The organism is Streptomyces sp. NPDC086554 (assembly GCF_040686095.1).
Lineage (GTDB): Bacteria > Actinomycetota > Actinomycetes > Streptomycetales > Streptomycetaceae > Streptomyces.
Genome location: NZ_JBFBJK010000024.1, coordinates 111,702 through 135,418 on the forward strand (window position 1 = coordinate 111,702; position 23,717 = coordinate 135,418).

Consider the following 23,717-nt stretch of genomic DNA (forward strand, 5'->3'; position numbering starts at 1 on the left):
CCTTCCCCCATCCCGCCCCTTCCCGGCTGTGACAATTTGCGGCTCCGCCGCGTGGTCCGGCTTCGCCGCCGTACGGGCTGAATAGTTCAGCCCCTCACCCTCCCCGGAACTCCCCACCCCACGCGAGTCGTTTTCGCCGTACGTCGGGGTACGGTCCCGTACGACAACCGGCCCGCCCGCCATCCCAGGAGCCCCGCCCCATGACCACCGCTCCCGCCCGACGCAGTGACTCGCGGATCAGTCCCGTCTTTCTCGGGATCGCCGCCGTCACCGCGGTCTCCGGCTGGGCCGCCTGGACCGGATTCGCCGACAACCCGGGGCTTGCGGTCTTCCTCTTCGTGACGGCCGCCTGGATCGTCTCGCTCTGTCTGCACGAGTACGCGCACGCCCGCACCGCCCTGCACAGCGGCGACATCTCCATCGGGGCGAAGGGATATCTGACCCTCAACCCGCTGAAGTACACGCACGCCCTGCTCAGCATCGTGCTGCCGGTGCTCTTCGTGATCATGGGTGGCATCGGCCTGCCCGGCGGGGCGGTCTTCATCGAGCGGGGCCGGATCAGGGGGAAATGGAGGCACAGTCTGATTTCTGCCGCCGGCCCGCTGACGAACGTGCTCTTCGCCGTGGTCTGCACGGCGCCCTTCTGGCTGGACGCGCTCTCCGGCGTCCCGGACACCTTCCGGTACGCGCTCGGCTTCCTCGCCCTGCTCCAGGTGACGGCCGCGATCCTGAACTCGCTGCCCATCCCGGGCCTGGACGGCTACGGCGTCATCGAGCCGTGGCTCTCGCACAAGATCCGCCGCCAGGTGGAGCCCTTCGCGCCGTTCGGCCTGATCGCCGTCTTCGGCATCCTGTGGATCCCCGAAGTCAACGTGGCCTTCTTCGACGCGATCGACGCGATCCTGCGCGGGCTCGGCGTCAGCGAATGGGACACGTACTGGGGCCTGGAGCTGTACCGCTTCTGGGACGGGGCGCCGGACATCCCGGACGTCGTCAGCCCGTAGCCATCCGCCCGTAGCCGTCAGCCCGTGGCGGCGGCGTCCCGCTCGATCTTCGCGCGCCGCAGGTAGTACCACGCCATGTTCGACGAGAGCCCGGCGATCAGCACCCAGACGATGCCGAGCCAGTGGCCCTGGACGAAGGAGACCACGGCCGCGACGACGGCGAGGACGCAGACCGTGAGGGCGTAGAGAGCGAGGCGGGGCATGGGGGTCGGCTCCTGATCGGGTGTCGGGGTGCGTCGTGACGTACGCCCTCCAGTGTCCCCCATGCCCGTCCATGCCCGTCGGTGGACTAGACGTCGGTGACCCGCAGCCCCGCGTGCGCCTTGTAGCGGCGGTTCACCGAGATCAGGTTGGCCACAAGGGACTCGACCTGGTGTGCGTTGCGCAGGCGGCCCGCGAAGACACCCCGCATGCCGGGGATGCGGGCGGCGAGCGCCTGGACGATGTCCGTGTCGGCGCGGGCCTCGCCGAGCACCATCACATCGGTGTCGATCTCCGCCACGTCCGCGTCCTGGAGCAGGACCGCCGACAGGTGGTGGAAGGCGGCCGTGACCCTGGAGTCCGGCAGCAGGGCGGCGGCCTGCTCGGCGGCGCTGCCCTCCTCGGGCTTCAGGGCGTAGGCGCCCTTCTTGTCGAAGCCCAGCGGGTTCACGCAGTCGACGACGAGCTTGCCGCTCAGCTCCTCGCGCAGGGACTCCAGGGTCTTCCCATGTCCCTCCCACGGCACGGCGACGATCACGATGTCGCTGCGCCGCGCGCACTCCGCGTTCTCGGCGCCCTCGACGCCGAGGCCGAGCTCGTCGGCCGCGGTCTGCGCGCGCTCGGCCGCACGGGAGCCGATGATCACCTTCTGGCCGGCGCGGGCCAGGCGGTAGGCGAGGCCGCGGCCCTGGTCGCCGGTGCCGCCGAGCACGCCGACGACGAGCCCGGAGACGTCGGGCAGCTCCCAGGGATCCTTGGCGGGAGCCTTCTGCACACTGTCGTTAGAGGTCATACGGCCGACCTTACTCACCGCCCGCACGCGGCCTCCGTCAGGCCAGCGCCCCCACCGGTATCCGCCGGAAGGTGATGGTCTCGTACGCGCTGAAGTCGCCCGTCTCGTAGAGGAGTCCGACGGTCTCGTCGTCGACGCGTACGAGGTCGGAGTACGCGGCGGGCAGCCCGTCCACGGTGTGGGCGTCCTGCCAGGTGGTGCCGCCGTCCCGGCTCCTGCGCACGGTCATCAGGGCACGGAAGCCGGGGTCGGCGGGCCCGGAGAACAGCAGCACATCCGGCGTACGCAACTGCAGCACGCTGCATTCGACGACGGGGCCGACGAGTCCGGCCTGCGGCCGGAAGGGCTTGACGAGGCTCTGGCCGCCGTCGCGGGAGTGGGCGTCGGCGCGGGTGCCGGGGGACGGCGAGTCGTTGCGGGTGTTGAAGTAGAGCCGCCCGTCGGGGAGTTCGGCCGCGGTGGTCTCGTTCACGTTCACATAGCCGTCGGTGTTGTCGTCGATGTAGCCGATCCGCCAGGTCTGGCCGAGGTCGTCGCTGAGCAGGCAGTGGCCGCCGTTGTACTTCCCCTCGGTGCCGTTGTCCGTGCCGGCCGGCGGCAGGGAGTGGTTGGCCGGGATGACGACCCGGCCCGTGCTGGTCTGTACGGCGTGCCCGGGGGCGGTCGCGTACCACCGCCAACTCGCCTTCTTCACCTGCCCGGTGATCTCCCGGGCCGCCGACCAGGTGAGACCGTCGTCGTCGCTGTGCTGCACCCAGATCCGCCGTCCGTTCGCCGCGGAGACCTTGCCGCGCCGGATGGCGTCCTCGGTCGCCGCGGCGGCGTTGCGGACGTGGACGAGCAGGACGCGTCCGGTGCCGAGGACGACGGGGGCGGGGTTGCCCGCGAGGTCGGCGCCGTTCTTGGCGACGACCTGGAGCGGACCCCAGGTGCGGCCGCCGTCGGTGGACCGCTTCATGACGACGTCGATGTTGCCGAAGTCCTCCTGCGAGCCGACCCGCCCTTCGCAGAAGGCAAGCAGGGTGCCGGAGTTCGTGCGGACGACGGCGGGGATCCGGAAGCTCGCATACCCCTCGCGTCCCGCCCGGAAGGGAACAGTTGTCTCGTCAGCCATCCCGGGTCACTCCCCACCCGGGGCGAATTCCCGGTGAACTCCACCTGACGAGTGGCTTGTTGGGGCAGGATGCGGCCCCATGGATGCCGTAAGGGTCGCCCTGCTGCGCGAAGTGCTCGCCGGAACCGAGTGGCCGAGCGCCACGCGCCGCTTCGCCGGGACGCTGCGGTCCTCCGTGGTGCCGCACGGCGGCGGCCTGCTTCTGGTGGGCACGGAGGAGTACGAGCCCTGGCACCTGGCCGCGCATCTCGTGGACGAGGCGGCGTGGTCCGGTACGCCCGAGCTGACGCCCACGCTCGTCCGGCACCGGGTGCGGGCGGGCGACCCCGCCCACCTGTCCACCGGGCTCGGGCGGATCGAGGCGGCGCGGCGCGGCGAGACGCTGCTCGTGGTGGCGCCGGACGCGCCCGGGGCGGGGCTCCTGGAGCGCGTGCACGACGCGCGGGCGGCAGGGGCGACGGTCCTCGCCCTCGACTCCGGGGACCGCGAGCTGCACGCCATGGCGCACGAGGCGCTGACCGTCCCGGACTCCCCCGACCTCGACCTCGACACGGTCCAGCATCTGGTGAGCGCGGCATCCGGCGAGAACTCGCTGCCGGCGGCACGGGGCCGGCGCCGGCTGCGCGACCGCCTCTCCCGCCTCGCCGACCAGCTGACGGCGCCGCCGCCGGCGCGGTGGTAATTCGGTTGCCGGGACGCGGGCCAGGCGCTGAGCATGGATTTCCGTGCCCCTCTCCTCCTCGATACTGCCCGACCTCTCGCCGTGGCGATCCACCCGTGATTTCCGGCTGCTCTGGGTCCAGGGTCTCGTCACCAACTTCGGCAGTTTCATGGCGCTGGTCGCCCTGCCGTTGCAGATCAAGGAGCTGACGGACTCACCGCTCGCGGTCGGCGCCATGGGGGCGGTCGAGCTGGTGCCGCTGATCGTCTTCGGTCTGTACGGGGGTGCGCTCGCCGACGCCGTGGACCGCCGCAAGGTGATCCTTCTGACGGAGGCGGGCCTCGGGCTGCTGGCCGTGATCCTCCTGGTGAACGCGCTGCTGCCGGAGCCGATGCTGTGGCCGCTGTACGTCGTGGCGGCGGGCGTCTCAGCGCTGGCGGGCCTCCAACGCCCGGCACTGGACTCGCTGATGGCCCGGATCGTGCCGCACGACCAGCTCACCGCGGCGGCCGCGCTGAACTCGCTGCGCTGGAACGTCGGCGCGATCGCGGGCCCTTCGCTTGCGGGCCTGGTCGTCGCGTACGCCGGGCACGCGTCCGCGTACGCGGTGACGGTCGTCGGGTTCGCCGTCTCCGTGGCCCTGTGCACCCGTATCGCACCGGCGCCCGCCGCGCACGACGCGGAGAAGCCGTCGCTGCGGGGCCTCGCGGAAGGTGCGCGGTTCGCGTGGTCGCGGCCGGTGCTGCTCGGGACGTACGCGATCGACATGGCGGCGATGTTCTTCGCCTTCCCGAACACGATCTTCCCGTTCCTCGCGGAGGAGTTGGACGCCGAGTGGTCGCTCGGCCTGATGTACGCGGCGGGGGCAGTCGGCTCGCTGCTGCTCAGCCTGACCAGCGGATGGACGTCACGGGTGCGGCGGCACGGGCTGCTCGTCGTGTTCGGGGCGGCGGGGTGGGGGCTCGCGATCACGGCGGCGGGGTGGTTCGCGAACGTGTGGGTGGTGCTCGTCTGCCTGGCCCTCGCGGGCGCGGGGGACATGCTGAGCGGGCTCGGGCGCTCCACCATCTGGAACCAGACGATCCCGGACGAGCTGCGGGGGCGCCTCGCCGGTATCGAGGTCCTCTCCTACAGCGTGGGCCCACAGCTGGGCCAGGTCCGCGCGGGGGCTGCGGCCGGCTGGACGGGTACGAGGACTGCCGTCTGGTCGGGCGGCCTGGCCTGCGTGGCCGCGGTCGGCGCGCTGACGGCGGGCCTCCCGAAGCTGCTCTCCTACGACGCGAGCACGGACGCGGATGCGGCGCGGCGCCGGGCGGTATCGACCGCGCCGTAGCTTCAGCACCGTCTCCCGCCGCTCCGCGGCGGGGCTGCGCCGCCTTGCCCCGCATCCCCGGCACCCCTCTTCGCCGCTCCGCGGCGGGTCTCCCGCCCACCCACCCGTTACCCCGTGCTTGCGGGGCAAGCGGGCGGGCGGGGAGAAATCAGCTGCGAGGCACCCGGGTCCGTGTGGGTGGGTGGGAAATCGCCGGGATACGGGCGGGTGGGCGGGAAACCCGCCGCGGAGCGGCGAAGAACCGAGCCCCGACGCGGGATCACTTGGCCATCCCGCCGGGGAGACGCCGTGGGAAACCCGCCGCGGAGCGGCGAAGAGAAGCGAGCCCCGACGCAGGACCACTCGACCACCCCGGCAGGGACTAGTCCTCGCCCTCGCGGGGAGACGCGTCATGCCACCGGGGATCCGTCTCCCACTCCAGGTTCCGCTCCGCAGCGGTCTGCATCGCCCGCTCCGCCTCCTCCCGGGAGTCGTAAGGACCGAAGCGATCCTTGCCCGGGCAGTCGGGACCCTCCTCGACCCTGCGATGCTCCAGGCAGTAGTACCACTCACCCGGTTTGCCGACGGTCCGCTTCTTGAACAGAGGCATGGTCTGCTCCTCTCTCTCCCGCCATGCTGCCCCACACCACCTGGTTAGACTCGCTGGCATGTCTGGCCAGTCACTGCTCGTCCCAGGGGAGCTCTCCCCCATCCGCCCCGTTCCGGGAAACATCAGGCGCCCGGAGTACGTGGGGAAACCCGCACCCACCCCGTACACGGGGCCCGAGGTGCAGACCCCCGAGACCATCGAGCTGATGCGCACCGCGGGCCGTATCGCCGCGCGCGCGTTGGCCGAGGCCGCCAAGCACATCGCCCCCGGTGTCACCACCGACGAGCTGGACCGCGTCGCGCACGAGTACATGTGCGACCACGGCGCCTACCCCTCCACGCTCGGCTACCGCGGCTTCCAGAAGTCGCTGTGCACCTCGGTCAACGAGGTCATCTGCCACGGCATCCCGGACTCCACCGTCCTCAAGGACGGCGACATCATCAACCTCGACGTGACGGCCTACATCGGCGGCGTGCACGGCGACAACAACGCCACGTACCTGGTCGGCGACGTCGACGAGGAGTCCACGCTGCTCGTGGAGCGGACCCGTGAGTCCCTCAACCGCGCCATAAAGGCGGTCAAGCCCGGCCGCCAGATCAACATCATCGGCCGAGTCATCGAGTCGTACGCCAAGCGCTTCGGTTACGGCGTCGTCCGCGACTTCACCGGCCACGGCATCAACACGTCCTTCCACTCCGGCCTGATCGTCCCGCACTACGACAGCCCGCACGCCACGACCGTCATCCAGCCCGGCATGACGTTCACCATCGAGCCGATGCTGACCCTCGGCTCGCACGACTACGACATGTGGGACGACGGCTGGACCGTCGTGACGAAGGACCGCAAGCGGACCGCGCAGTTCGAGCACACGCTCGTGGTGACGGACAGCGGGACGGAGATCCTTACGCTTCCCTGAGCTCCGAGCGGGTAGCGTTTTTACCGACAGGACGTCGGGAACCAGTTGACTTAGGTAAGCCTAACCTGAATGATCGGGGTAGCGGTCGCACTGGTTCCCGCCTTTCTTCGGCTTCGGAGGTCTCTCATGGGTACGCCGTCCACGCCCTTCTCCACGGTGATCCGCACCGCCTCGCACGAGCAGCACACGGAGGCGGAGACGTCGACGTTCATGAGCGACCTGCTCGGCGGCAAACTGGGCGTCGACGCGTACGCGCGCTACACGGAACAGCTCTGGTTCGTGTACCGAGCCCTGGAGGATGCCGCGCAGGCCCTGCGGGACGACCCGGTCGCGGGCCCGTTCATACAGCCCGAGCTGCTGCGTGTGGCCGAGCTGGAGCGGGATCTCGCGCATCTGCGGGGCGCGGACTGGCGCGAGGGCCTCACCCCGCTGCCCGCCACGGCGGCGTACGCGGAGCGGGTGGCCGAATGCGCGCGCACCTGGCCCGGCGGTTACGTCGCCCACCACTACACCCGCTACCTCGGCGATCTCTCCGGCGGCCAGATCATCCGCGGCAAGGCGGAGCAGACGTGGGGCTTCGCCCGCAAGGGGGACGGCGTCCGCTTCTACGTCTTCGAGGACATCTCCAACCCGGCGGCGTTCAAGCGGGGCTACCGGGAACTGCTCGACGCCCTCGGGGAAGTCGTCCCTGATGAGCTGGAGCAACAGCGGATCGTCGACGAATGCAAGCGCGCTTTCGCTTTGAATACGCAGGTCTTCCGCGAACTGGGCCAGGAATTCCCGCTCTCGGCGTAGGCCCGCGTAACGAACTCGCCGGAGGCAGACCTCAGCCCGAGATCAGCCGCACCCTGCCGCCCACCTCGATGAGACCCCCCGGTCCCGGTGCCGTCAGAAGTTGCGACCCACGCCCCTGCGTGATGTTCAGCGCCCGCCCCAGCTGATGCGTGAGCAGCAACGCCGCCGCGCCCGTAGCCTCGTCCTCGTCGATCCCGTCGTCCCGGCCGGGAAAAGCACGGGCACGAACCCGCCCCGCCGCCTCGTCCTCCCACGCCCACGCGTAGACCCACTCCCCCGGCGGCGGCACCCGCAGCGCCTCCACGTCCCCCGCGCTCCCGTAGAAACGCAGAGTCCTCGGCGGCGCCCACTCCGCCCGCGCCGCGATCCAGCTGAACTCCCCGTCCTGGCGGGCCTCCACCACGCCCGCGGGCGTGACCAGTTCGGGGACGTCGAGCAGCCAGGACGTACCGACGCAGGGGTGTCCCGCGAACGGCAGCCGCAGCGTGGGCGTGTAGATGTCGATGACCCCGCGCTCGGGGTCATCGACGAACACCGTCTCGCTGAAGCCCAGCTTCGCAGCCACCGCCTGCCGGTCACCGCGAGCGGCCACGCGGGCCCCGTCGCGCACGACACCCAGTTCATTGCCGTGCCGACCGTCGGGCCCGCAGAAGACCCTCAGTACATCAAGCCCGTCAGGAAGTTGCGTCATCCGGGCATTCAAGCATCCTCGGTTCAGGCAGCCTCAGGAAACGCGGCGCCTCGCCACGTACACCGCCCCGGCGCCCGCCACGACGACCGCCCCGGCCACCCCGATCAGCGCACCCGTCGGCGTCGACGAACCGGTCGACGCCAGCGAGCCCCCCGTACCCCCGCCGACCGAACCGCCCCCGCCCAGCGATGCCGAGCCCCCGCCGGTGGAACCGGAGTCCGTCGAGCCGCCGCCACCGGTGGAGCCGCCGCTGCCGCCGCTGCCGCCCGGCAGCTCGGCACCGTCGGCGACCGAGAGCGCCACCGTCACCGGGTCGATCGCGTCGCCCTCCTTGTACATGGAGCCCGTCGTCTCGTTGGCGAACTGCTCCGCGCCCGCCGCCGTGAACGCCGCCGGGATCTTGTCGAGCAGGACGACGTCGTCCTTCGCCTCGTACGAGGCCTTGGAGAGGTCGAGCGTCGCGAACTTCACGTCGTCGTTGGTGCCCTTGGGCGTGGTGACGTCCACGGTCAGCGTGCCCTTGGCGCCGTTCGCCGCGACCTTGATGTCGCTGAACTTCATGTCGATGCCGTGCGCCTTGTACGCGAAGCGGACGGCGCCGCCGAACGACGCGGTCAGCTTCTTCGCGTCGGCGTCCAAGTCGGCCTTGGCGTAAGGGAAGTCGTAGCCGTTGTCGTTCTTCTCGGCGCCGCCGGAGAGCGTGGCGCCGCCGCCGGACTCGATGTAGCGGCGGAAGGACTCCTTCACGCCCCAGGCGAGCGAGCCGTCGTAGACCTTGCCCGCGGGCGCCTCGGCGTCGGACGTGGTGGTCGGCTTCGGGGTCGCGGTCGGCTTGTCCGTCGGCTTCGGGGTCTCGGAGGGCTTCTCCGTCGGCTTCGGCGTCTGCGTGGGCTTCTCCGTCGGCTTCGGCGTCTGGGTCGGCTTCTCCGTCGGGGCGCCGGCCGCCTTCACCGTGAGGGTCGCCGGGTCGAGCTTGTCGCCCTCCTTGTACATGCCGTTGAACGCCTTGGCGCCGTCCGCCGTCAGCGTCGCCGGGATGTCCTTGAACGTCATCGCGCCGCCCTCGCCCTGGCCGGGCTTGATCCCGGTCAGATCGAGCTCGGCGAGGTCGATGTCGTTCTGTGCGGTGCCGTTGAGGCTGACGTCGGCCTGGATGGCGCCGCCCGTGCCCTCGGTGCGGACCTTCACGTCGGACATCTTGATGTCGAAGCCGTGGGCCGTGGAGGAGAAGCGGACGGCACCCTTGAAGGCGGTGTCGGTGGCGTGCGTCCCGGTGTCGTACGTCCCCGTGCCGTCGGTGAAGGTGAACACCCCGTTGTCCGCGGCCTGCTTGGCGCCGTCCGTGGCCTCGATCTTGCCCAGGGCCATGCCCGTGACGTACTTGCGGAAGGACTCCTTGAAGCCCCAGTCCAGCGTGCCGTCCTTGAGCTCGACCTGCGGCGCCGCGGCAGCGCCACCGTCGGCGGCGAGCGCGGGAAGGGTGAGGGCGGTCGCGCCGAGCGTGACGGCGGTCGCGACGGCTGCGGCGAGGGTGATCGGACGACGAATGGCGGCCATGGTCGGTCTTCTCCTTGAGAGACGGGTGAGGAAGTGAGCTGGGGTGGGTGACCCGGAAGGGGTCAGGAATCGGAGCCAGTGGTGTCGGAGCCGGTGGTGTCCGTCGACGCCCCGGCGTCCGACGCCGCGCGCTTCTTGCGTACGACGCCGAACGCGACCGCCGCCGCGAGCAGCAGTGCCACGCCCGCGCCCACGCCGATCGGCACGGCAGGCGATGAGGAGTCGGCCGGGTCGGCGGCGTTCTCCGTCTTCGGCCCGGACGTCTTCCCGGACTGCGGCGTCGGGCTCGCGGACGAACCGATATCCGGCAGCGCGGGCAGCTTCGCGTCGGCGTCGAGGGCGACGGCGAGCGACAGCGGGTCCATCTCGGAACCCGCCTTGTACATGGACCCGAAGGCCTTCGCACCGTCGCCGGTGAGCTTCGTCGGCACCTCGGCGAGGGAGACGAGGCCGTCCTTCGGCTTCAGCTCCTTCGCGGCGAAGGTGATCAGCGGGGCCTTCCGCAGGGCGACCCCCTTGTCACCCTTGCTGTCGACATCCGCGTACAGCGTCCCCTTGCCGTCCTTCACCTCGACGGCGACCTTGCTCAGCGCGAGGTCGAGGCCGTGCTCCCCCGTGAAGCGCACCGCCCCCGCGAAGCCGGCGTCGAGGGTCTGCTTCTTCTTGTCGTACGTTCCCTGGCCCTCGGGGAAGCGGAAGTACGCGCCGCCGTCCTTCGCCCCTGCGGACACTTTCCACGCGCCCTTGGCGATGGAGCCGGTGACGTACTCACGGAAGGTGCGGCGCACGCCCCAGTCGACGGCGGCGTCCTCGACGCGGCCCGCCTTCGCCTTCTTCTCGGGCTCCGACGGCTTCGGTGACGGCTTCTTCGACGGCCCGGCGGAGCCGGACTTCGCCGCGAGGTCCGTCGACAGGCTCACCCGGTCGAGCTCGGTCCCCGCCGTGTAGTACCCGGCGAAGGCCTTCGCCCCTTGTGAAGTGAGCGTCGCGGGAAGGTTGTTGAGGGCGATCGGGCCCGAGCCGCCCAACATGTCGATGCCGGACATGCCGAGGGTGGCGAGGGGCACCTGGGCGCTGGTCGTGACCTGGCCCGTGCCCTTCTCCTTGCTGACCATGTCGGCGTGGAGGGTGCCGGAGCCGCCGGAGATCTTGACGGTGGGGTTGCTGATGGTGAGGTCCAGCTCGTACGAGCCGCCCTTCTTGTGCCCCAGGAAGTGCACCCCGCCGGAGAACCCGGCGGTGAAGGCCCCGCTGTCCGGGTCGTAGGACCCCTTGGCCGAATGGAAGCGGAACTGGCTGCCGCCGACCGTGGCCGCGCCGCCCTGCAGGGTCGAACTCCCCTGGGCGATCGGCCCGGTCACGTAGCTCTGAAAGGAGGATTTGATGCCCCAGTCGAGCCGTCCGCCCTGGACCGTGCGGCTCTCCGCGTGCGCGGTGGCCGCGGGAAGCAGCGCCGCGACGAGTGCGGTGAGGACCGCCACTGCTCCGGCGCGGGCGATGGCTCGCGCCTGTCTTGACGACGACATGGGACCCCTCCGAGTGTGGCTAATGAGGTAAGGCTAACCTAAACTACGATCACTCCGGCTGGAACCCCCCACCCCGGCCACCCGGATATCGGCCGGCTCAACAACACGACAGGACGGTGGAATTCGGTGCTTCGCATGCCGCGCCCACTCCGTATCGCCGGTGCGTGGACCGCCGTTCTCGCCCTGGCCCTCACGGGCTGTGGATCATCGTCGGACGACGGTGGCGCCACGTCCCCGAAGGCGAAGACGGCGGCCTCCGCACCCGACCGGGTCGAGCCTCTGAAGTCCCGCCCCGACCCCGTGCTCCCCGCCACCGTCACGTCGGCCGACGGCAAGAAGATCACCGTCAAGGACACCAGCCGGATCGTGCCGCTCACCGGCAGCCTGAGCGAGATCGTGTTCACCCTCGGCCTCGGCAAGAACGTCGTGGCCCGCGACATCACCGCGACCTTCGAGCAGGCGAAGAAGCTGCCGGTGGTGACACGTGCGCACGACGTCTCGGCGGAGAGCGTGCTGTCCCTGAAGCCGACGGTCGTCCTCGCGGACACGTCCACGGGTCCTGCCGAGGCGATCGACCAGATCCGTGACGCGGGCGTCCCGCTGGTCGTCCTCGATCCGGCGAAGAGCCTCGACGACGTGAGCCCGCGGATCGACGCGGTGGCGCGTGCGCTGGGCGTCGAGAAGGCGGGCGACGAGCTGAAGTCCCGTACGCAGAAGCGGATTTCGGCGGTACGGGAAACCATCCCCGCGTCCGCCCGCACCGAGAAGCCGCGCGTGGCCTTCCTCTATCTGCGCGGGTCCGCCTCCGTCTATCTGCTCGGCGGGCGTGATTCGGGGGCGAGTTCGCTCCTGGAGGCGGCGGGCGCGGTCGACGCGGGCAAGGCGTCGGGCCTGAAGAAGGACTTCACCGCGATCACCAGCGAGGCGCTGGCCGATGCGGCGCCGGACGCGATTCTCGTGATGTCCAAGGGGCTTGAATCGGTGGATGGTGTAGACGGCCTCCTGAAGGTGCCGGGTGTCGCGGAGACGCCCGCCGGTCTCGACCGCCGTGTCGTCTCGATCGACGACGGGGTGCTTCTGAACTACGGGCCGCGGACGGATGAGGTGCTGAAGTCTTTGGTGGGGCAGTTGTACGGGGGCGGCAAGTGACGGTCCTGACCAAGCCCGCGGACGCCGAGCCGACCGCCGAAGAGCCGACGGCCCCCGAGGGCCGCCGCCGAGGCACGGCCGTCCCCCTGACCTTCGGTCTCGTCGTCGCGCTCGTCCTCCTCTGCCTCCTCTCTGCCGGAATCGGCGCGTACGACATCCCGCTCGGGGACGTGCTCGGTTCCGTCCGGCATCGGATCGGTCTCGGCGGGAGTGCGCTCGACCGGGTCGGGGAGAGCGTGCTGTGGAACGTGCGGTTGCCTCGGGTGACGCTCGCCCTGCTGGTCGGGGGGTCGCTCGGGTGTGCCGGGGCGCTGATGCAGGGCGTGTTCGGGAATCCGCTCGCCGAGCCCGGGGTCATCGGGATCTCGGCGGGTGCGGCCGTCGGCGCGGTCGCGTCGATCGCGCTCGGGCTCAGCTTCTTCGGCAACTGGACGGTGACGGTGTGCGCGTTCGTCGCGGGGCTCGCGACCGTCCTTCTGGTGTACGTGCTCTCGCGCAACGGCGGGCGTACGGAGGTCGTCACGCTCATCCTCACCGGGATCGCCGTGAACGCCTTCGCGGGGGCGTTGATCGGGCTCTGCATCTTCTTCGCGGACAACGCGCAGATCACCCAGATCACCTTCTGGCAGCTCGGCTCGCTCGCCGGTGCGACCTGGCCGAAGGTGCTCGCGGTGCTGCCGTGCGCGGTGGCCGGTCTTGTCGTCGCGCCGCTGTACGCACGGAAGTTGGACCTCCTCGCGCTCGGCGAGCGGCCCGCCCGGCATCTGGGGGTCGATGTCGAGCGGCTGCGGCTCGTGCTCGTACTCGTGGTGGCGTTGCTGACCGCCGCCGCGGTGGCCGTCGCCGGGATCATCACGTTCGTCGGCCTTCTCGTCCCGCACCTCCTTCGGATGGCGGCGGGGCCCGGGCACCGCTTCCTGGTGCCGGGCAGTGCGCTGGGCGGGGCGGTGGTACTTGTCGGCGCGGACCTGGCGGCGCGTACGGTCGCGGCGCCTGCCGAGCTGCCGCTGGGGGTGCTCACGGCGCTCTTCGGCAGCCCGTTCTTCTTCTGGCTGTTGCGCAGGACCCGTCGTAGGCAAGGGGGTTGGGCATGATCGGGCGGATCGCTCACCGGCTGTTCTCCTCCGGTGGCAGGCGCGTCCTGCCGGAGCCTGTCACCCCCGGCGATGCGCTCGCGGAGGCTTCTGGGCTGCGGGTGCGGCTTGGCGGACGCGATGTGCTCGCCGGGGTGTCCCTCACCGCGCGGGCGGGTGAGGTCCTTGCCCTCGTCGGGCCCAACGGGGCGGGGAAGTCGACCCTGTTGGCGGCCCTGGCCGCGGACATCCCGGCGCACGAGGGGGTCGTGCGCGTCTGCGGGCGCCCTGTCGCCCAGTGGCCGGCCCGTGAACTCGCCCTGCGGCGGGCGGTGTTGCCGCAGGCGGCCGCGCTGTCCTTCCCGTTCGCGGTGGAGGACGTCGTACGCATGGGGCGAGCGCCCTGGGCGGGGACGGCCCGGGAGGACGACGACGACCGTGTCGTACGTGAGGCGATGGCCGCGACGGAGGTCGGCGAGTTCGCCGCGCGTTCCTTCTCCGCGCTGAGCGGGGGCGAGCGGGCACGGGTCGCACTGGCGCGGGTCCTTGCTCAGGGGGCGCCGCTGCTGCTGCTCGACGAGCCGACGGCGGCGCTGGATCTCCGGCACCAGGAGCTGGTGCTGCGCATCTGCCGTGAGCGGGCCGCCGCGGGGGACGCGGTCGTCGTGGTCCTCCACGACCTGGGGCTTGCGGCGGCGTACGCGGATCGGGCGGCGGTGCTGCACGGCGGGGCCGTCGCCGAGGAGGGTCCTCCGGGCGAGGTGTTCACGGGGGAGCTCCTGAGCGAGGTCTACCGCCAACCGGTGGAGGTGTTTCCACATCCCCGGACAGGGGCTCCTCTTGTCGCCCCGGTGCGGGGCTGAGGACGAACCCACCGAAGCCGGTGATCAACTCCTTGACCCGCACTTTGCCACCCCATGAAGCCCCCATCACCGCACCGTGACACCCCCGTAAGCACCCCCATTCAGTGAGAGGTGAATCACGGAACGGCTGGGTATCGACCAGGTAAGGCTCAGTTAAGTTAGGTCCGCCTCACCGGCATGCCATGCCGGAATCGTCCGTGAACCCCGCCTTGGAGCCCCTATGCGCCCCGCCCGCCTCTCCGCCGCCACTGCCGTCGCCGCGGCGGCAGCCCTCACCGCCGTCACGGGCTGCACCGAGAAGAGCGACGCCAAGGGCGGCGGCGGGAACACCGTCGAGGTGACCGCCACCGACGACAAGTGCGAGGTCTCCAAGACCAAGCTCTCCGCAGGCCACGTCGAGCTCGCCATCGAGAACAAGGGCTCCAAGGTCACCGAGGTCTACCTCCTCTTCCCCGACGACCGCATCGTCAGCGAGCGCGAGAACATCGGCCCCGGCACCAAGCAGAAGCTCACCGCCGAGGTGAAGTCCGGCTCGTACCAGATCGCCTGCAAGCCCGGCATGAAGGGCGAAGGCATCCGCCAGAAGGTCACCGTCAGCGGCGGCAAGGCCGTCAAGCGCGACCCGCGCCTGGACAAGGCCGTCGCCGACTACCGCGCCTACGCGCAGGAGCAGGCCGACGCGACGCTGCCCAAGGTGAAGCTCTTCACCGACGCCGTCCGCAAGGGCGACATCGACGCCGCGAAGAAGGCGTACGCCAACTCCCGCATCGGCTGGGAGCGCACCGAGCCGGTCGCCGAGTCCTTCGGTGACATCGACCCGAAGGTCGACCTGCGTGAGGACGGTCTCGCGGACGGCCAGGACCTGGAGAAGGACTGGACGGGCTGGCACCGTCTGGAGCGGTCCCTGTGGAAGGACAAGAAGCTCGGCGAGCGGGACAAGGAGCTCGCCACTCAGCTGGACAAGGACCTCAAGGACTGGCAGAACCGCGTCGGCAAGGCCGTGATCACTCCGACCTCCATGGCCAACGGCGCCAAGGAGCTCCTCGACGAGGTCGCCACCGGCAAGGTCACCGGCGAGGAGGAGCGCTACTCGCACACCGACCTCGTCGACTTCAAGGCGAACGTCGAGGGTGCGGAGAAGGCGTACGACCTGCTCAAGGCCGTCGCGTCGGAGAACGACCCGGCGCTCACCAAGGAGCTCGACAAGCAGTTCGCGGCCCTGGACAAGCAGCTCGGCGAGTACCGCACGGGCGGCGGCAAGGACTCGTACACCTTCACGTCGTACGACAAGCTCGGCAAGGCGGATGTCAAGGAGCTGCAGAACGGCGTCAACGCGCTCGCGGAGCCGCTGTCGAAGCTGGCCGCCGCCGTCGTCGGCAAGTCCAAGTAGAGGCAAGGGCAGAGGCAAGGGGGAACCGGAACGATGACCGAGACCACGAGCGACACCGGCAACGCGTCCATACCGGACGAGGACACCAACTCCGGTTCCCCTTCCCGGCGTTCACTGCTCGGCTGGGGCGGTGCGGGGCTCGCGCTCGGCGCCGCCGTCACGGGCGGCGCGGTGGCGGTGGGGCGGTCCGGGGACGAGACCGTGCCCGCGGCGTCGGCGGGCGGCGCTGTCGCCTTCCACGGCAAGCACCAGGCGGGCATCGCGACCGCCGTCCAGGACCGGCTCCACTTCGCCGCGTTCGACGTGAAGACGGACGACCGCGAGCAGTTCGTGCAGCTCCTCAAGGACTGGACGAAGGCCGCCGCGCGGATGACGGCGGGGCACGAGGTCGGCGAGGGCGCCGTCGGCGGTCTCGCCGAGGCGCCGCCGGACGACACCGGTGAGGCGCTCGGCCTCAAGCCGTCCCGGCTCACCCTCACCATCGGCTTCGGGCCGAGCCTCTTCGAGAAGTTCGGGCTCGACGAGCGGCGTCCGGAAGCGCTCGTCGATCTGCCCAAGTTCCCCGGCGACAACCTCGACAAGTCCCGTGGCGGCGGCGACATCTGCGTACAGGCCTGCGCGGACGACCCGCAGGTCGCCGTGCACGCGATCCGCAATCTCGCCCGCATCGGCTTCGGCAAGGTCGCGGTGCGCTGGTCGCAGCTCGGCTTCGGCAAGACGTCGTCGACGACGCCGGGCGCGCAGACGCCGCGCAATCTGTTCGGCTTCAAGGACGGCACGCGCAATGTGTCGGGCGAGGACAACTCCGCGCTCGCCAAGCATGTGTGGGTCGGCGAGAAGGAAGGGCCCGCCTGGATGGCCGGGGGTTCCTACCTCGTCGCGCGCCGTATCCGGATGAACGTCGAGACCTGGGACCGCACTCCGCTCGGCGAGCAGGAGGACATCTTCGGGCGCGACAAGGGCGAGGGTGCTCCGGTCGGCAAGGCCAAGGAGCACGACGAGCCGTTCCTGAAGGCGATGAAGCCCGAGGCGCACGTCCGGCTCGCGCACCCGGACAGCAACGACGGTGCGACGATCCTGCGCCGCGGCTACTCCTTCACGGACGGCACCGACGGCCTGGGCCGCCTGGACGCGGGGCTCTTCTTCCTCGCGTACCAGCGGGACGTCCGTACGGGCTTCATTCCGGTGCAGCGCAGCCTGGCGCGCGCCGACGTTCTCAACGAGTACATCCAGCACGTGGGTTCCGCGGTCTTCGCGATCCCGCCGGGCGTCCGCGACAAGGACGACTGGTGGGGCCGGGCACTGTTCAGCTGAGGGGAACTGACTGAATCATGTTCGGCAACTATCTGATCGGCCTGCGCGAAGGCCTCGAGGCCAGCCTGGTCGTCTGCATCCTCATCGCCTATCTGGTGAAGACGGAGCGCCGCGACGCGCTGCGGCCCATCTGGATCGGCATCGGTGTCGCGTGCGCCATCGCGTTCGGCTTCGGCTGCGCGTTGACCTTCGGCTCGCAGGAGCTGACGTTCAAGGCGCAGGAGGCGCTCGGCGGTTCGCTGTCGATCGTCGCCGTGGCCCTTGTGACGTGGATGGTCTTCTGGATGCGGCGTACGGCCCGTCATCTCAAGGCCGAGCTGCACGGCAAGCTGGACGCGGCCCTGCAGATGGGCACGGGCGCGCTGGTCGCCACGGCGTTCCTCGCGGTGGGCCGTGAGGGCCTGGAGACGGCGCTGTTCGTGTGGGCCTCGGTGCGGGCATCGGGCGACGGTACGCACGGTCCGCTGATCGGCGTGATCCTCGGCCTGGTCACGGCGATCGTCCTCGGCTGGCTGTTCTACAAGGGCGCGGTCCGCATCAACCTGGCGAAGTTCTTCACCTGGACCGGCGCCATGCTGGTGGTCGTGGCGGCGGGCGTCCTCGCGTACGGCGTGCACGACCTTCAGGAGGCGGAGTTCCTCGGCGGCCTGCAGGACAAGGCGTTCGACATCAGCGCGACGATCCCGCCGGACAGCTGGTACGGCACGCTCCTGAAGGGCATCTTCAACTTCCAGCCCGACCCGACGGTCGTCCAGGTCACGGTGTGGCTGCTCTACCTGATCCCGACGCTCGTGTTCTTCTTCGCCCCGGTAGGGTTCGGGCCCGGGAAGGGGAAGGTGAACGCAACGCATGAGCAGGCTTCCAAGGCAGCGCACTCCGATGCGGAGCGGTCCAGCACGGCGGCCGGTCCGGTACGCGATGGTGGCATCGACGGTGACCGTACTGACGGTGACGGCGAGCGGGTGCGTGACGGTGCACGGGGAGCGGGAAGTCGTCCCGTCGGCGACGAAGGCTGAGGCCGAGCGGGCGCTTGAGGACTTCCTCACCGCGTACAACAAGGCGGAGAAGGCGTACGACCCGGCCCTGGACGCGGCCCGTGTCACGGGCCCGCTGAGCGCCATCAACCAGGCGGGCCTGAAGTCGAAGGGCGCGCAGAAGCCGGGCGGCAACCCCAACCAGGTGCCGCTCGAGCTGACGGACGCGAATTTCTCGATCCCCAAGAAGGCCGGCTGGCCGCGGTGGTTCGTCGCGGACACGAAGTCCAACCGGCGGGGCGATCTGCGCTGGGTGCTCGTCTTCACCAAGGGCGGCAAGGACCAGCTGTGGGAGGCGTCCTATCTGAACCTGGTGGCGCCGGGGAAGGTCCCGGAGCTGAAGAAGGACAAGGACGGCTGGGCCGAGCCGGTCGAGGTGAACGCGTCGGGTCTCGCGGTGGCGCCGAAGGATCTCGGCGAGGAGTACACGACGTATCTGAAGTCGGGCGGCGACACGTTCGCGCCGGGCGATCACACGTCGACGTGGAAGGCGTTCCGCGACAAGAACACCAAGAGGCGGGGCATCGCCGTCCAGTACATCGACGAGCCGCAGAACGACGGCACATTCGCGCCGGTGGGTCTGCGGACCGAGGACGGCGGGGCGATGGTCTTCTTCTCGACGCACCACTACGAGAAGCAGACCGCCGCGAAGGGCGTCAACCTCACCGTGGACGCCGATGTGAAGCCCTTGATGAAGGGCGAGGTCAAGCAGTCGGTGACGCTGGAGCGCGTCTCCAACCAGGTCGTCATCGACCCGGCGGGTTCCGAGCCGGTGGCCTTCCTGAGCCGCATCCAGGGCCTGACGGGCGCGAAGGGCGAGTAGCCGGCGCCCGTCGGATGCGGGCTAGCCCCTCAACGGCCAGGCGGCCACGTCGTGTTGGGGCTCGCCCGCGACGCGGGCGCATTCGTCCGTGAGGGCTTCGAGCAGCGTCAGCGGATCCGGCAGCGCGTGCTCGGGACCCCGGATCCAGCGGACCGCGAGATCACCCGGCAGCCGCGCGGGCGGCACCAGGACGTACGAGCCACGGCAGTGCCACCGGAAGCCCGGGTGTTCGTTCGTCGTCTCGGGGTGGCAGTCCAGCTCGCAGGGCCACCACTCGTCCTCGTCCTCGGGGGTGCCCCGGGTGAGCGTGAAGAAGAGCATCCGCCCCTCGTCCATGACGCCGTCGGACTCGGCGACGGGCCCCACGTCGATGCCCTCGGCGAGCAGCCGCTCCAAGGCCGCCCGTCCCGCGGCCAGCGGGACGTCCAGGACGTCGTGCACCATCCCCGTGGCGGTGATGAAGTTGGCCTGCGGCTGGTGGCGGGCCCACCGCTCGATCTGCGCGCGGTCGGTGGTGGCCTGCGTCTGCCAGGCGAAGGAGAGCGGATGCCGCGCGGGCGTGGGACAGCCGATGCGGTCGCAGGAACATCGGTACGCGGAAGGGTGCGCGGCAGGCGAGAGCGGAAGCCCTGCCCCCGCGGCGGCGACGAGCAGCGCTTCGCGCCCCGCCGCGTCGCCCGTCGCGTCCGCGTCCTGCGGACGGGGGCGGCGGCGAAGCCACTGGGAAATCCTGCTCTGCCCGCCGGAACGGCGGCCGAACTCCGCGCCCATCTATCCCCTCACCTCACACTTGTGCCGAGAAGCATCTCCCATGGTCGCACCATCCTGCGCCTCGGGGGGCCAGAGCCCACATCCGGGGTAGCAGGGGTGATGCAAGGCGCAGGGTGACATCGCGCGTCATTGCGTACGAAGATGGTAGATACCCCCCTACCGTGTTCGCCATGGTCACCAGGACTGTGCTCACGGGACTCACGAGCCTCACCACGCTGGCCCTCACGGCACACACCGGCCCGCTGGCCCCGCTGGAATGGGGCGGCGGCCCGCTGACGGTGAAGGCACTCCCCCGCATCGTCTACACCGCACACCGGGGCGGCGCCCTGGAGGTTCCGGAGAACAGCATGTCGGGCCTGGTGGCGGCGTACGAGCGCGGCACGGCCGAGGTCATCGACGTCGATACGCGGATGCTGCGCGACGGCACGCTGGTCGCCATGCACGACGCGACCCTGGACCGTACGACGATGTCCACCGGACCGGTGCGTGCGCTCACCCGGCGGGAGTGGCGGGACGTCCGGCTGCGGCCGGGCAGGGCGCTGCCCGGCCGCTGGCGTGCCGAGCGGCCGCCGACGGTCGCGGAGGTCCTGGACCGGTTCGGCGGGCAGGTCGTGCTGATGCTGGAGGCGAAGGACCCGCGCAGCCTGCGCACGCTCGGCGCGCTGATCCGGGCGCGTGGCCTGACCCGCTCGGTGTTCGTGAACTCCAACGAGCCGGCCGTGGCGATGCGCGCGCACCGCATGGGTCTGCTTGCGCAGCTGTGGCGCACCAAGAAGCAGATGCTCGGCGACCGGCCCGAGCGCTGGGCGGGCTTCGTGGACGTACTGGACGTGGACTACAAGGCGCGCGACCGCGACCTGGTCCGCGCGGTCAACTCCGGTGTCCCGCGGGTGTGGGCGCACACGGTGACCACCCCGAAGCAGCGCGACCGGGCGCTGCGGCTCGGCTGCAACGGCGTGATCACGGATGCGCCGGGCCTGCTCGCGCGGACACCGGTGAAGGGCGGGAAGGGCGTGATCGCCGCCGAAATGCAGAGGTGGTGGCCGGTCAACTGACCGCGGCGGGTGATCAGCGCGGCGCGATGCCGTAGAGGGCGTACTCGACGAGCTTGTCGCCGTACTCGTGGGTGAGCGGTCCGGTGCGCTGCAGCCAGCGCTGGGCGAGCGGGCCGCTCCACAGTTCCAGGGCGATGCGCGGGTCCACGTGGGGGGCGACCTGACCCGCTTCCTTGGCGATCTCCAGGCGCTTCACGAAGAGCTGGAGCGAGGGTTCGAGGAGCTTCTCCACGTACTCGGCGCTGAGCTCCGGGTTGATCATGCCTTCGGCGGCGAGCGCGCGCCAAGGGGCGTCGTACTTGGGGTTCTTGAACTCGTCGATGGTGGCCCGCACGACGTTCTTGAGGTCGGTCTCCAGGTCTCCGGTGTCCGGGATCTCGTACTGGGTCGTCTCGTGCCCCGCCGCGTCGCTCGCCTCCTGGGTGGCCTGTTCGCCGAGGTCGAGGAAGGCGTCGAGCAGGACGGCGCCCTTGGACGGCCACCAGCGGTAGATCGTCTGCTTGCCGACGCCCGCGCGGGCGGCGATCGCCTCGATGGTGAGCTTGCCGTAGCCGACCTCGGTGACGAGGTCCAGGGCGGCGTCATAGATGGCGCGGCGCGAGCGCTCGCTGCGGCGCGTGGAGTCAGGGGCGGATTTCGTGGCCATGTCTCCGAATGTAGCAGCGAACGAGGCGAGACGTTCCGTCTCGAAGACCCTTGACAAGACGTTCCGTCTCGTTCAAAGTAGTCGAAGAAGCGAGACGGAGCGTCTCGTCAAAGAAGTTCTCGATCCGGAGGTACGCACATGTCGCGAGGCGGAGCAGGAAACATGCTGGGTGTCGGCGGGACGCGTTCCAAGCTCTCCCGCAAGGCGCTGCGCGGCTCAGGCCGCGACGGCCAGATCGGCGGCGGGCTCAGCCCGCAGGCGCAGAAGCGTGAACTCCTTCGCAAACTCCAGGAGGGCCGCTCGGCGCACGGCGGGTCATGAGGCGGGGACGTGGATGGCGTGTTAACCATCCCCCGCCCCGGGTGGACCACTCGTTGAACCACCCGTTCAGATCACAGCGCGAGGGCTCCGCACACCGCACCATGGTCAGCACCTGCCCCACAGAAGGCAGCAACAACTGACCACCGCGGTACGTGAGGAGCCCTCGTTGAGTCGATTTCCTCGTCGCGCCACACCCCGGCGCTATCTGATGTGCTCACCGGCACACTTCAAGGTCACGTACTCCATCAATCCGTGGATGGACCCCTCCAAACCCGTCGACGTACCGCTGGCCGTCGCCCAGTGGGAGGACCTGCGCGACCGCTACCGCTCGCTCGGCCACACCGTCGATGAGCTCACCCCGCGTCCCGGCCTGCCGGACATGGTCTTCGCCGCGAACGGCGCGACCGTCGTCGAGGGACGCGTGCTCGGCGCCCGGTTCGCCCACCCGGAGCGCGGTCCCGAGGCCGAGGCCCACCTGGAGTGGTTCCGCGAGCACGGCTTCAAGGACATCCACGAACCCACCCACATCAACGAGGGCGAGGGCGACTTCGCCGTCACGTCCTCCTGCGTCCTCGCGGGCCGCGGCTTCCGGGCCAGCCCGCTCTCGCACGGGGAGGCCCAGGAGTTCTTCGGCCGACCGGTGCTCGGACTCGACCTCGTCGACCCCCGCTACTACCACCTGGACACCGCGCTCGCCGTCCTGGACGACGCGGCGAACGACGTCATGTACTACCCGCCGGCGTTCTCACCCGGCAGCCAGGCGGTGCTGCGACGCCTCTTCCCGCACGCGCTGATCGCGGAGGAACCGGACGCGGTGGCCCTCGGCCTCAACGCGGTGTCGGACGGCCTGCACGTCCTGCTCCCGCAGGCCGCGGTCGGCCTCTTCGAGCCGCTGCGGGCCCGCGGCTACGAACCGATCGGCATGGATCTGACCGAGCTGCTCAAGGGCGGCGGCAGCGTGAAGTGCTGCACGCAGGAGCTGCGCGGCTAGCTCCCTTCGTGGGGCGGCCACGGGTCGCCCCACTCCGCGTCGCGGGCGGCCTTGTACAGCGGCCCGTGCCGCTTGGTCACGGTCTCCCGGCCCAGCGTCTCGTCCGCGGCGCACAGATCCAGCAGAACCTGACCCTTGCGGATCTGCGGCTTGCGCACGACGCGGTTCGCCGCGGGCTCCGCGTCGAAGCGGACGGCCGCCACATAGCTGAACTTCTCGTCCTCGTACGCCAACGATCCGCCCTTGACCTGCCGGTGCAGGGAGGAGCGACTGACGCGCGCCGAGAAGTGGCACCAGTCATCGCCCGGCACGATCGGGCAGGCGGCGCTGTGCGGACAGGGCGCGGCGATCCGGAAGCCGGCGGCGATCAGCCGGTCGCGGGCCTCGATGACGCGCGCGTAGCCGTCGGGGGTGCCGGGCTCGATGATGACGACGGCCTGCGCCGCCGCGGCCGCCGCCGCGTCAACGAGGGACCGCCGATCGGCCTCGGTCAGCTCATTCAGTACGTACGACACCGTGACGAGATCAGTGCTCTCGATGCTGAGCGCCGCTCCGATACGAGAGCGCTGCCACTGCACGGCCTTCAACCCCGGGACCCCGGCCGCCAGTTCACGCCCCAGGGCGAGGGCGGGCTCGGCCCAGTCAAGAACCGTGACCGGCCGCTCACCGCCCCACGTCGCGTTCGCCGCCCAGACCGCCGCACCGGTGCCACCGCCGACATCCACATGGCTGCCGGGCACCCACCCCTCGGGCGCCGCATCCGCGAGGGCCCCGAGCGCGGACCGCACGGCCTCGAAGGTGGCGGGCATGCGGTAAGCGGCGTACGCGGCGACGTCGGCACGGTCACGCAGAATCGGGGCGTCGGTCGGGGTACGCCCCCGGTAATTGGCGATCAGCCGCTCAACGGCCTGCGCCGCCTGCCTGGGCGGCAGCCCGTCGAGCAGCCCGGCGAGGGCGGCACGCAGGGCGTCGGCGGGGGAAACCGGGGAGATCGGGACGTTCACCCCGTGATTCTACGGGGCAGGAAGGCGCCCCGAAGGGGCGCGGGGAACTGCGCGACCAGCCCCCACCGGGCCCGCAGGCGTATCACCGCACCCCCAGCGGAGC

At 70.6% G+C, this 23,717-nt stretch carries 25 protein-coding genes; 15 read left to right on the plus strand and 10 right to left on the minus strand.

Annotated features, from left to right (window positions below):
* The first annotated feature begins 200 nt into the window (after positions 1-200).
* Positions 201-1,004 carry a site-2 protease family protein gene (locus AB0O76_RS33385; protein ID WP_365499000.1) on the plus strand — a complete coding sequence of 268 codons (804 nt, stop codon included), beginning with the start codon at positions 201-203 and terminating at the stop codon, positions 1,002-1,004.
* A gap of 17 nt (positions 1,005-1,021) precedes the next feature.
* Here AB0O76_RS33385 and AB0O76_RS33390 read toward each other — a convergent pair whose 3' ends face one another.
* From AB0O76_RS33390 to AB0O76_RS33400, 3 genes are read right to left on the minus strand one after another with little or no spacing between them, the layout of a single operon-like run.
* Positions 1,022-1,270 (minus strand): hypothetical protein, encoded by a 249-nt coding sequence (locus AB0O76_RS33390; RefSeq protein ID WP_266867658.1) that lies wholly within the window; start codon positions 1,268-1,270, stop codon positions 1,022-1,024.
* A gap of 23 nt (positions 1,271-1,293) precedes the next feature.
* Positions 1,294-1,998 carry an NADPH-dependent F420 reductase gene (gene npdG / locus AB0O76_RS33395; protein ID WP_365499003.1) on the minus strand — a complete coding sequence of 235 codons (705 nt, stop codon included), beginning with the start codon at positions 1,996-1,998 and terminating at the stop codon, positions 1,294-1,296.
* 37 nt (positions 1,999-2,035) lie between these two features.
* Positions 2,036-3,112, minus strand: a complete 1,077-nt coding sequence (locus tag AB0O76_RS33400) for a sialidase family protein (RefSeq protein ID WP_365499006.1) — start codon at positions 3,110-3,112, stop codon at positions 2,036-2,038.
* Positions 3,113-3,191: 79 nt separating this feature from the next.
* Between AB0O76_RS33400 and AB0O76_RS33405 the strand changes: the two genes are divergently transcribed.
* Together AB0O76_RS33405 and AB0O76_RS33410 are read left to right on the plus strand one after the other, a co-directional pair.
* Positions 3,192-3,794 carry a hypothetical protein gene (locus AB0O76_RS33405; RefSeq protein WP_365499009.1) on the plus strand — a complete coding sequence of 201 codons (603 nt, stop codon included), beginning with the start codon at positions 3,192-3,194 and terminating at the stop codon, positions 3,792-3,794.
* 37 nt (positions 3,795-3,831) lie between these two features.
* Positions 3,832-5,106, plus strand: a complete 1,275-nt coding sequence (locus tag AB0O76_RS33410) for an MFS transporter (protein WP_365499147.1) — start codon at positions 3,832-3,834, stop codon at positions 5,104-5,106.
* Between the two features lie 361 nt (positions 5,107-5,467).
* Here AB0O76_RS33410 and AB0O76_RS33415 read toward each other — a convergent pair whose 3' ends face one another.
* On the minus strand, positions 5,468-5,695 hold the full coding sequence (locus tag AB0O76_RS33415; protein ID WP_365499012.1) for a hypothetical protein: 228 nt from the start codon (positions 5,693-5,695) through the stop codon (positions 5,468-5,470).
* 58 nt (positions 5,696-5,753) lie between these two features.
* Here AB0O76_RS33415 and map point away from each other — a divergent pair, with 58 nt between their 5' ends.
* Both map and AB0O76_RS33425 read left to right on the plus strand, forming a co-directional pair.
* Positions 5,754-6,611, plus strand: a complete 858-nt coding sequence (gene map, locus AB0O76_RS33420; protein WP_365499015.1) for a type I methionyl aminopeptidase — start codon at positions 5,754-5,756, stop codon at positions 6,609-6,611.
* 126 nt (positions 6,612-6,737) lie between these two features.
* Positions 6,738-7,406, plus strand: a complete 669-nt coding sequence (locus AB0O76_RS33425) for a biliverdin-producing heme oxygenase (protein ID WP_365499018.1) — start codon at positions 6,738-6,740, stop codon at positions 7,404-7,406.
* Positions 7,407-7,437: 31 nt separating this feature from the next.
* Here AB0O76_RS33425 and AB0O76_RS33430 read toward each other — a convergent pair whose 3' ends face one another.
* The 3 genes from AB0O76_RS33430 to AB0O76_RS33440 form a co-directional block, all read right to left on the minus strand.
* Positions 7,438-8,097, minus strand: a complete 660-nt coding sequence (locus AB0O76_RS33430; protein WP_365499021.1) for a PhzF family phenazine biosynthesis protein — start codon at positions 8,095-8,097, stop codon at positions 7,438-7,440.
* A gap of 33 nt (positions 8,098-8,130) precedes the next feature.
* Complete coding sequence (locus AB0O76_RS33435) at positions 8,131-9,654, minus strand: HtaA domain-containing protein (RefSeq protein WP_365499024.1); 1,524 nt, start codon at positions 9,652-9,654, stop codon at positions 8,131-8,133.
* A 62-nt stretch (positions 9,655-9,716) separates the two neighbouring features.
* Positions 9,717-11,180, minus strand: a complete 1,464-nt coding sequence (locus tag AB0O76_RS33440; protein WP_365499027.1) for an HtaA domain-containing protein — start codon at positions 11,178-11,180, stop codon at positions 9,717-9,719.
* Positions 11,181-11,315: 135 nt separating this feature from the next.
* Here AB0O76_RS33440 and AB0O76_RS33445 point away from each other — a divergent pair, with 135 nt between their 5' ends.
* The 7 genes from AB0O76_RS33445 (at position 11,316) to AB0O76_RS33475 (ending at position 18,826) form a co-directional block, all read left to right on the plus strand.
* Complete coding sequence (locus tag AB0O76_RS33445; protein ID WP_365499030.1) at positions 11,316-12,329, plus strand: ABC transporter substrate-binding protein; 1,014 nt, start codon at positions 11,316-11,318, stop codon at positions 12,327-12,329.
* 5 nt (positions 12,330-12,334) lie between these two features.
* On the plus strand, positions 12,335-13,423 hold the full coding sequence (locus AB0O76_RS33450) for an iron ABC transporter permease (RefSeq protein WP_365499150.1): 1,089 nt from the start codon (positions 12,335-12,337) through the stop codon (positions 13,421-13,423).
* Positions 13,420-14,265 (plus strand): heme ABC transporter ATP-binding protein, encoded by an 846-nt coding sequence (locus tag AB0O76_RS33455; protein WP_365499033.1) that lies wholly within the window; start codon positions 13,420-13,422, stop codon positions 14,263-14,265. Before AB0O76_RS33450 ends, AB0O76_RS33455 begins: the two co-directional genes overlap by 4 nt.
* 220 nt (positions 14,266-14,485) lie before the next feature.
* Complete coding sequence (gene efeO / locus AB0O76_RS33460) at positions 14,486-15,655, plus strand: iron uptake system protein EfeO (protein WP_365499037.1); 1,170 nt, start codon at positions 14,486-14,488, stop codon at positions 15,653-15,655.
* A 33-nt stretch (positions 15,656-15,688) separates the two neighbouring features.
* Positions 15,689-16,969 carry an iron uptake transporter deferrochelatase/peroxidase subunit gene (efeB, locus tag AB0O76_RS33465; RefSeq protein ID WP_365499040.1) on the plus strand — a complete coding sequence of 427 codons (1,281 nt, stop codon included), beginning with the start codon at positions 15,689-15,691 and terminating at the stop codon, positions 16,967-16,969.
* Between the two features lie 17 nt (positions 16,970-16,986).
* A complete protein-coding gene (efeU, locus tag AB0O76_RS33470) occupies positions 16,987-17,985 on the plus strand; it encodes an iron uptake transporter permease EfeU (RefSeq protein ID WP_365499043.1) in 999 nt (332 codons plus the stop codon).
* Positions 17,888-18,826, plus strand: coding sequence for a hypothetical protein (locus AB0O76_RS33475; RefSeq protein ID WP_365499153.1), 939 nt, complete (start codon positions 17,888-17,890; stop codon positions 18,824-18,826). Before efeU ends, AB0O76_RS33475 begins: the two co-directional genes overlap by 98 nt.
* A gap of 21 nt (positions 18,827-18,847) precedes the next feature.
* On the opposite strand, the gene AB0O76_RS33480 is transcribed toward AB0O76_RS33475, so the two are convergent.
* A complete protein-coding gene (locus AB0O76_RS33480) occupies positions 18,848-19,597 on the minus strand; it encodes a bifunctional DNA primase/polymerase (RefSeq protein WP_365499046.1) in 750 nt (249 codons plus the stop codon).
* 170 nt (positions 19,598-19,767) lie between these two features.
* Here AB0O76_RS33480 and AB0O76_RS33485 point away from each other — a divergent pair, with 170 nt between their 5' ends.
* A complete protein-coding gene (locus tag AB0O76_RS33485; RefSeq protein ID WP_365499049.1) occupies positions 19,768-20,652 on the plus strand; it encodes a glycerophosphodiester phosphodiesterase in 885 nt (294 codons plus the stop codon).
* Positions 20,653-20,665: 13 nt separating this feature from the next.
* Here the strand turns inward: AB0O76_RS33485 and AB0O76_RS33490 are convergent, their stop codons facing one another.
* Complete coding sequence (locus tag AB0O76_RS33490; RefSeq protein ID WP_365499052.1) at positions 20,666-21,298, minus strand: TetR/AcrR family transcriptional regulator; 633 nt, start codon at positions 21,296-21,298, stop codon at positions 20,666-20,668.
* A gap of 138 nt (positions 21,299-21,436) precedes the next feature.
* Here AB0O76_RS33490 and AB0O76_RS33495 point away from each other — a divergent pair, with 138 nt between their 5' ends.
* Both AB0O76_RS33495 and ddaH read left to right on the plus strand, forming a co-directional pair.
* Entirely contained in the window at positions 21,437-21,619 is a 183-nt protein-coding gene (locus AB0O76_RS33495; RefSeq protein ID WP_365499055.1) for a DUF6243 family protein, read from the plus strand.
* 166 nt (positions 21,620-21,785) lie between these two features.
* On the plus strand, positions 21,786-22,610 hold the full coding sequence (gene ddaH, locus AB0O76_RS33500) for a dimethylargininase (RefSeq protein ID WP_365499058.1): 825 nt from the start codon (positions 21,786-21,788) through the stop codon (positions 22,608-22,610).
* Here ddaH and AB0O76_RS33505 read toward each other — a convergent pair.
* Entirely contained in the window at positions 22,607-23,614 is a 1,008-nt protein-coding gene (locus AB0O76_RS33505; RefSeq protein WP_365499061.1) for a small ribosomal subunit Rsm22 family protein, read from the minus strand. The two genes, ddaH and AB0O76_RS33505, sit on opposite strands and share 4 nt — an antisense overlap.
* Between the last annotated feature and the right edge of the window lie 103 nt (positions 23,615-23,717).

Excerpts from the sequence above, each read along its gene's own strand:
- AB0O76_RS33385 (WP_365499000.1), top strand. The coding sequence starts at position 201 with ATGACCACCGCTCCCGCCCGACGCAGTGACTCGCGGATCAGTCCCGTC.
- AB0O76_RS33390 (WP_266867658.1), bottom strand. The coding sequence starts at position 1,270 with ATGGGGGACACTGGAGGGCGTACGTCACGACGCACCCCGACACCCGAT.
- npdG (WP_365499003.1), bottom strand. The coding sequence starts at position 1,998 with ATGACCTCTAACGACAGTGTGCAGAAGGCTCCCGCCAAGGATCCCTGG.
- AB0O76_RS33400 (WP_365499006.1), bottom strand. The coding sequence starts at position 3,112 with ATGGCTGACGAGACAACTGTTCCCTTCCGGGCGGGACGCGAGGGGTAT.
- AB0O76_RS33405 (WP_365499009.1), top strand. The coding sequence starts at position 3,192 with ATGGATGCCGTAAGGGTCGCCCTGCTGCGCGAAGTGCTCGCCGGAACC.
- AB0O76_RS33415 (WP_365499012.1), bottom strand. The coding sequence starts at position 5,695 with ATGCCTCTGTTCAAGAAGCGGACCGTCGGCAAACCGGGTGAGTGGTAC.
- map (WP_365499015.1), top strand. The coding sequence starts at position 5,754 with ATGTCTGGCCAGTCACTGCTCGTCCCAGGGGAGCTCTCCCCCATCCGC.
- AB0O76_RS33425 (WP_365499018.1), top strand. The coding sequence starts at position 6,738 with ATGGGTACGCCGTCCACGCCCTTCTCCACGGTGATCCGCACCGCCTCG.
- AB0O76_RS33430 (WP_365499021.1), bottom strand. The coding sequence starts at position 8,097 with ATGACGCAACTTCCTGACGGGCTTGATGTACTGAGGGTCTTCTGCGGG.
- AB0O76_RS33435 (WP_365499024.1), bottom strand. The coding sequence starts at position 9,654 with ATGGCCGCCATTCGTCGTCCGATCACCCTCGCCGCAGCCGTCGCGACC.
- AB0O76_RS33440 (WP_365499027.1), bottom strand. The coding sequence starts at position 11,180 with ATGTCGTCGTCAAGACAGGCGCGAGCCATCGCCCGCGCCGGAGCAGTG.
- AB0O76_RS33445 (WP_365499030.1), top strand. The coding sequence starts at position 11,316 with ATGCCGCGCCCACTCCGTATCGCCGGTGCGTGGACCGCCGTTCTCGCC.
- AB0O76_RS33455 (WP_365499033.1), top strand. The coding sequence starts at position 13,420 with ATGATCGGGCGGATCGCTCACCGGCTGTTCTCCTCCGGTGGCAGGCGC.
- efeO (WP_365499037.1), top strand. The coding sequence starts at position 14,486 with ATGCGCCCCGCCCGCCTCTCCGCCGCCACTGCCGTCGCCGCGGCGGCA.
- efeB (WP_365499040.1), top strand. The coding sequence starts at position 15,689 with ATGACCGAGACCACGAGCGACACCGGCAACGCGTCCATACCGGACGAG.
- efeU (WP_365499043.1), top strand. The coding sequence starts at position 16,987 with ATGTTCGGCAACTATCTGATCGGCCTGCGCGAAGGCCTCGAGGCCAGC.
- AB0O76_RS33475 (WP_365499153.1), top strand. The coding sequence starts at position 17,888 with ATGGTGGCATCGACGGTGACCGTACTGACGGTGACGGCGAGCGGGTGC.
- AB0O76_RS33480 (WP_365499046.1), bottom strand. The coding sequence starts at position 19,597 with ATGGGCGCGGAGTTCGGCCGCCGTTCCGGCGGGCAGAGCAGGATTTCC.
- AB0O76_RS33485 (WP_365499049.1), top strand. The coding sequence starts at position 19,768 with ATGGTCACCAGGACTGTGCTCACGGGACTCACGAGCCTCACCACGCTG.
- AB0O76_RS33490 (WP_365499052.1), bottom strand. The coding sequence starts at position 21,298 with ATGGCCACGAAATCCGCCCCTGACTCCACGCGCCGCAGCGAGCGCTCG.
- AB0O76_RS33495 (WP_365499055.1), top strand. The coding sequence starts at position 21,437 with ATGTCGCGAGGCGGAGCAGGAAACATGCTGGGTGTCGGCGGGACGCGT.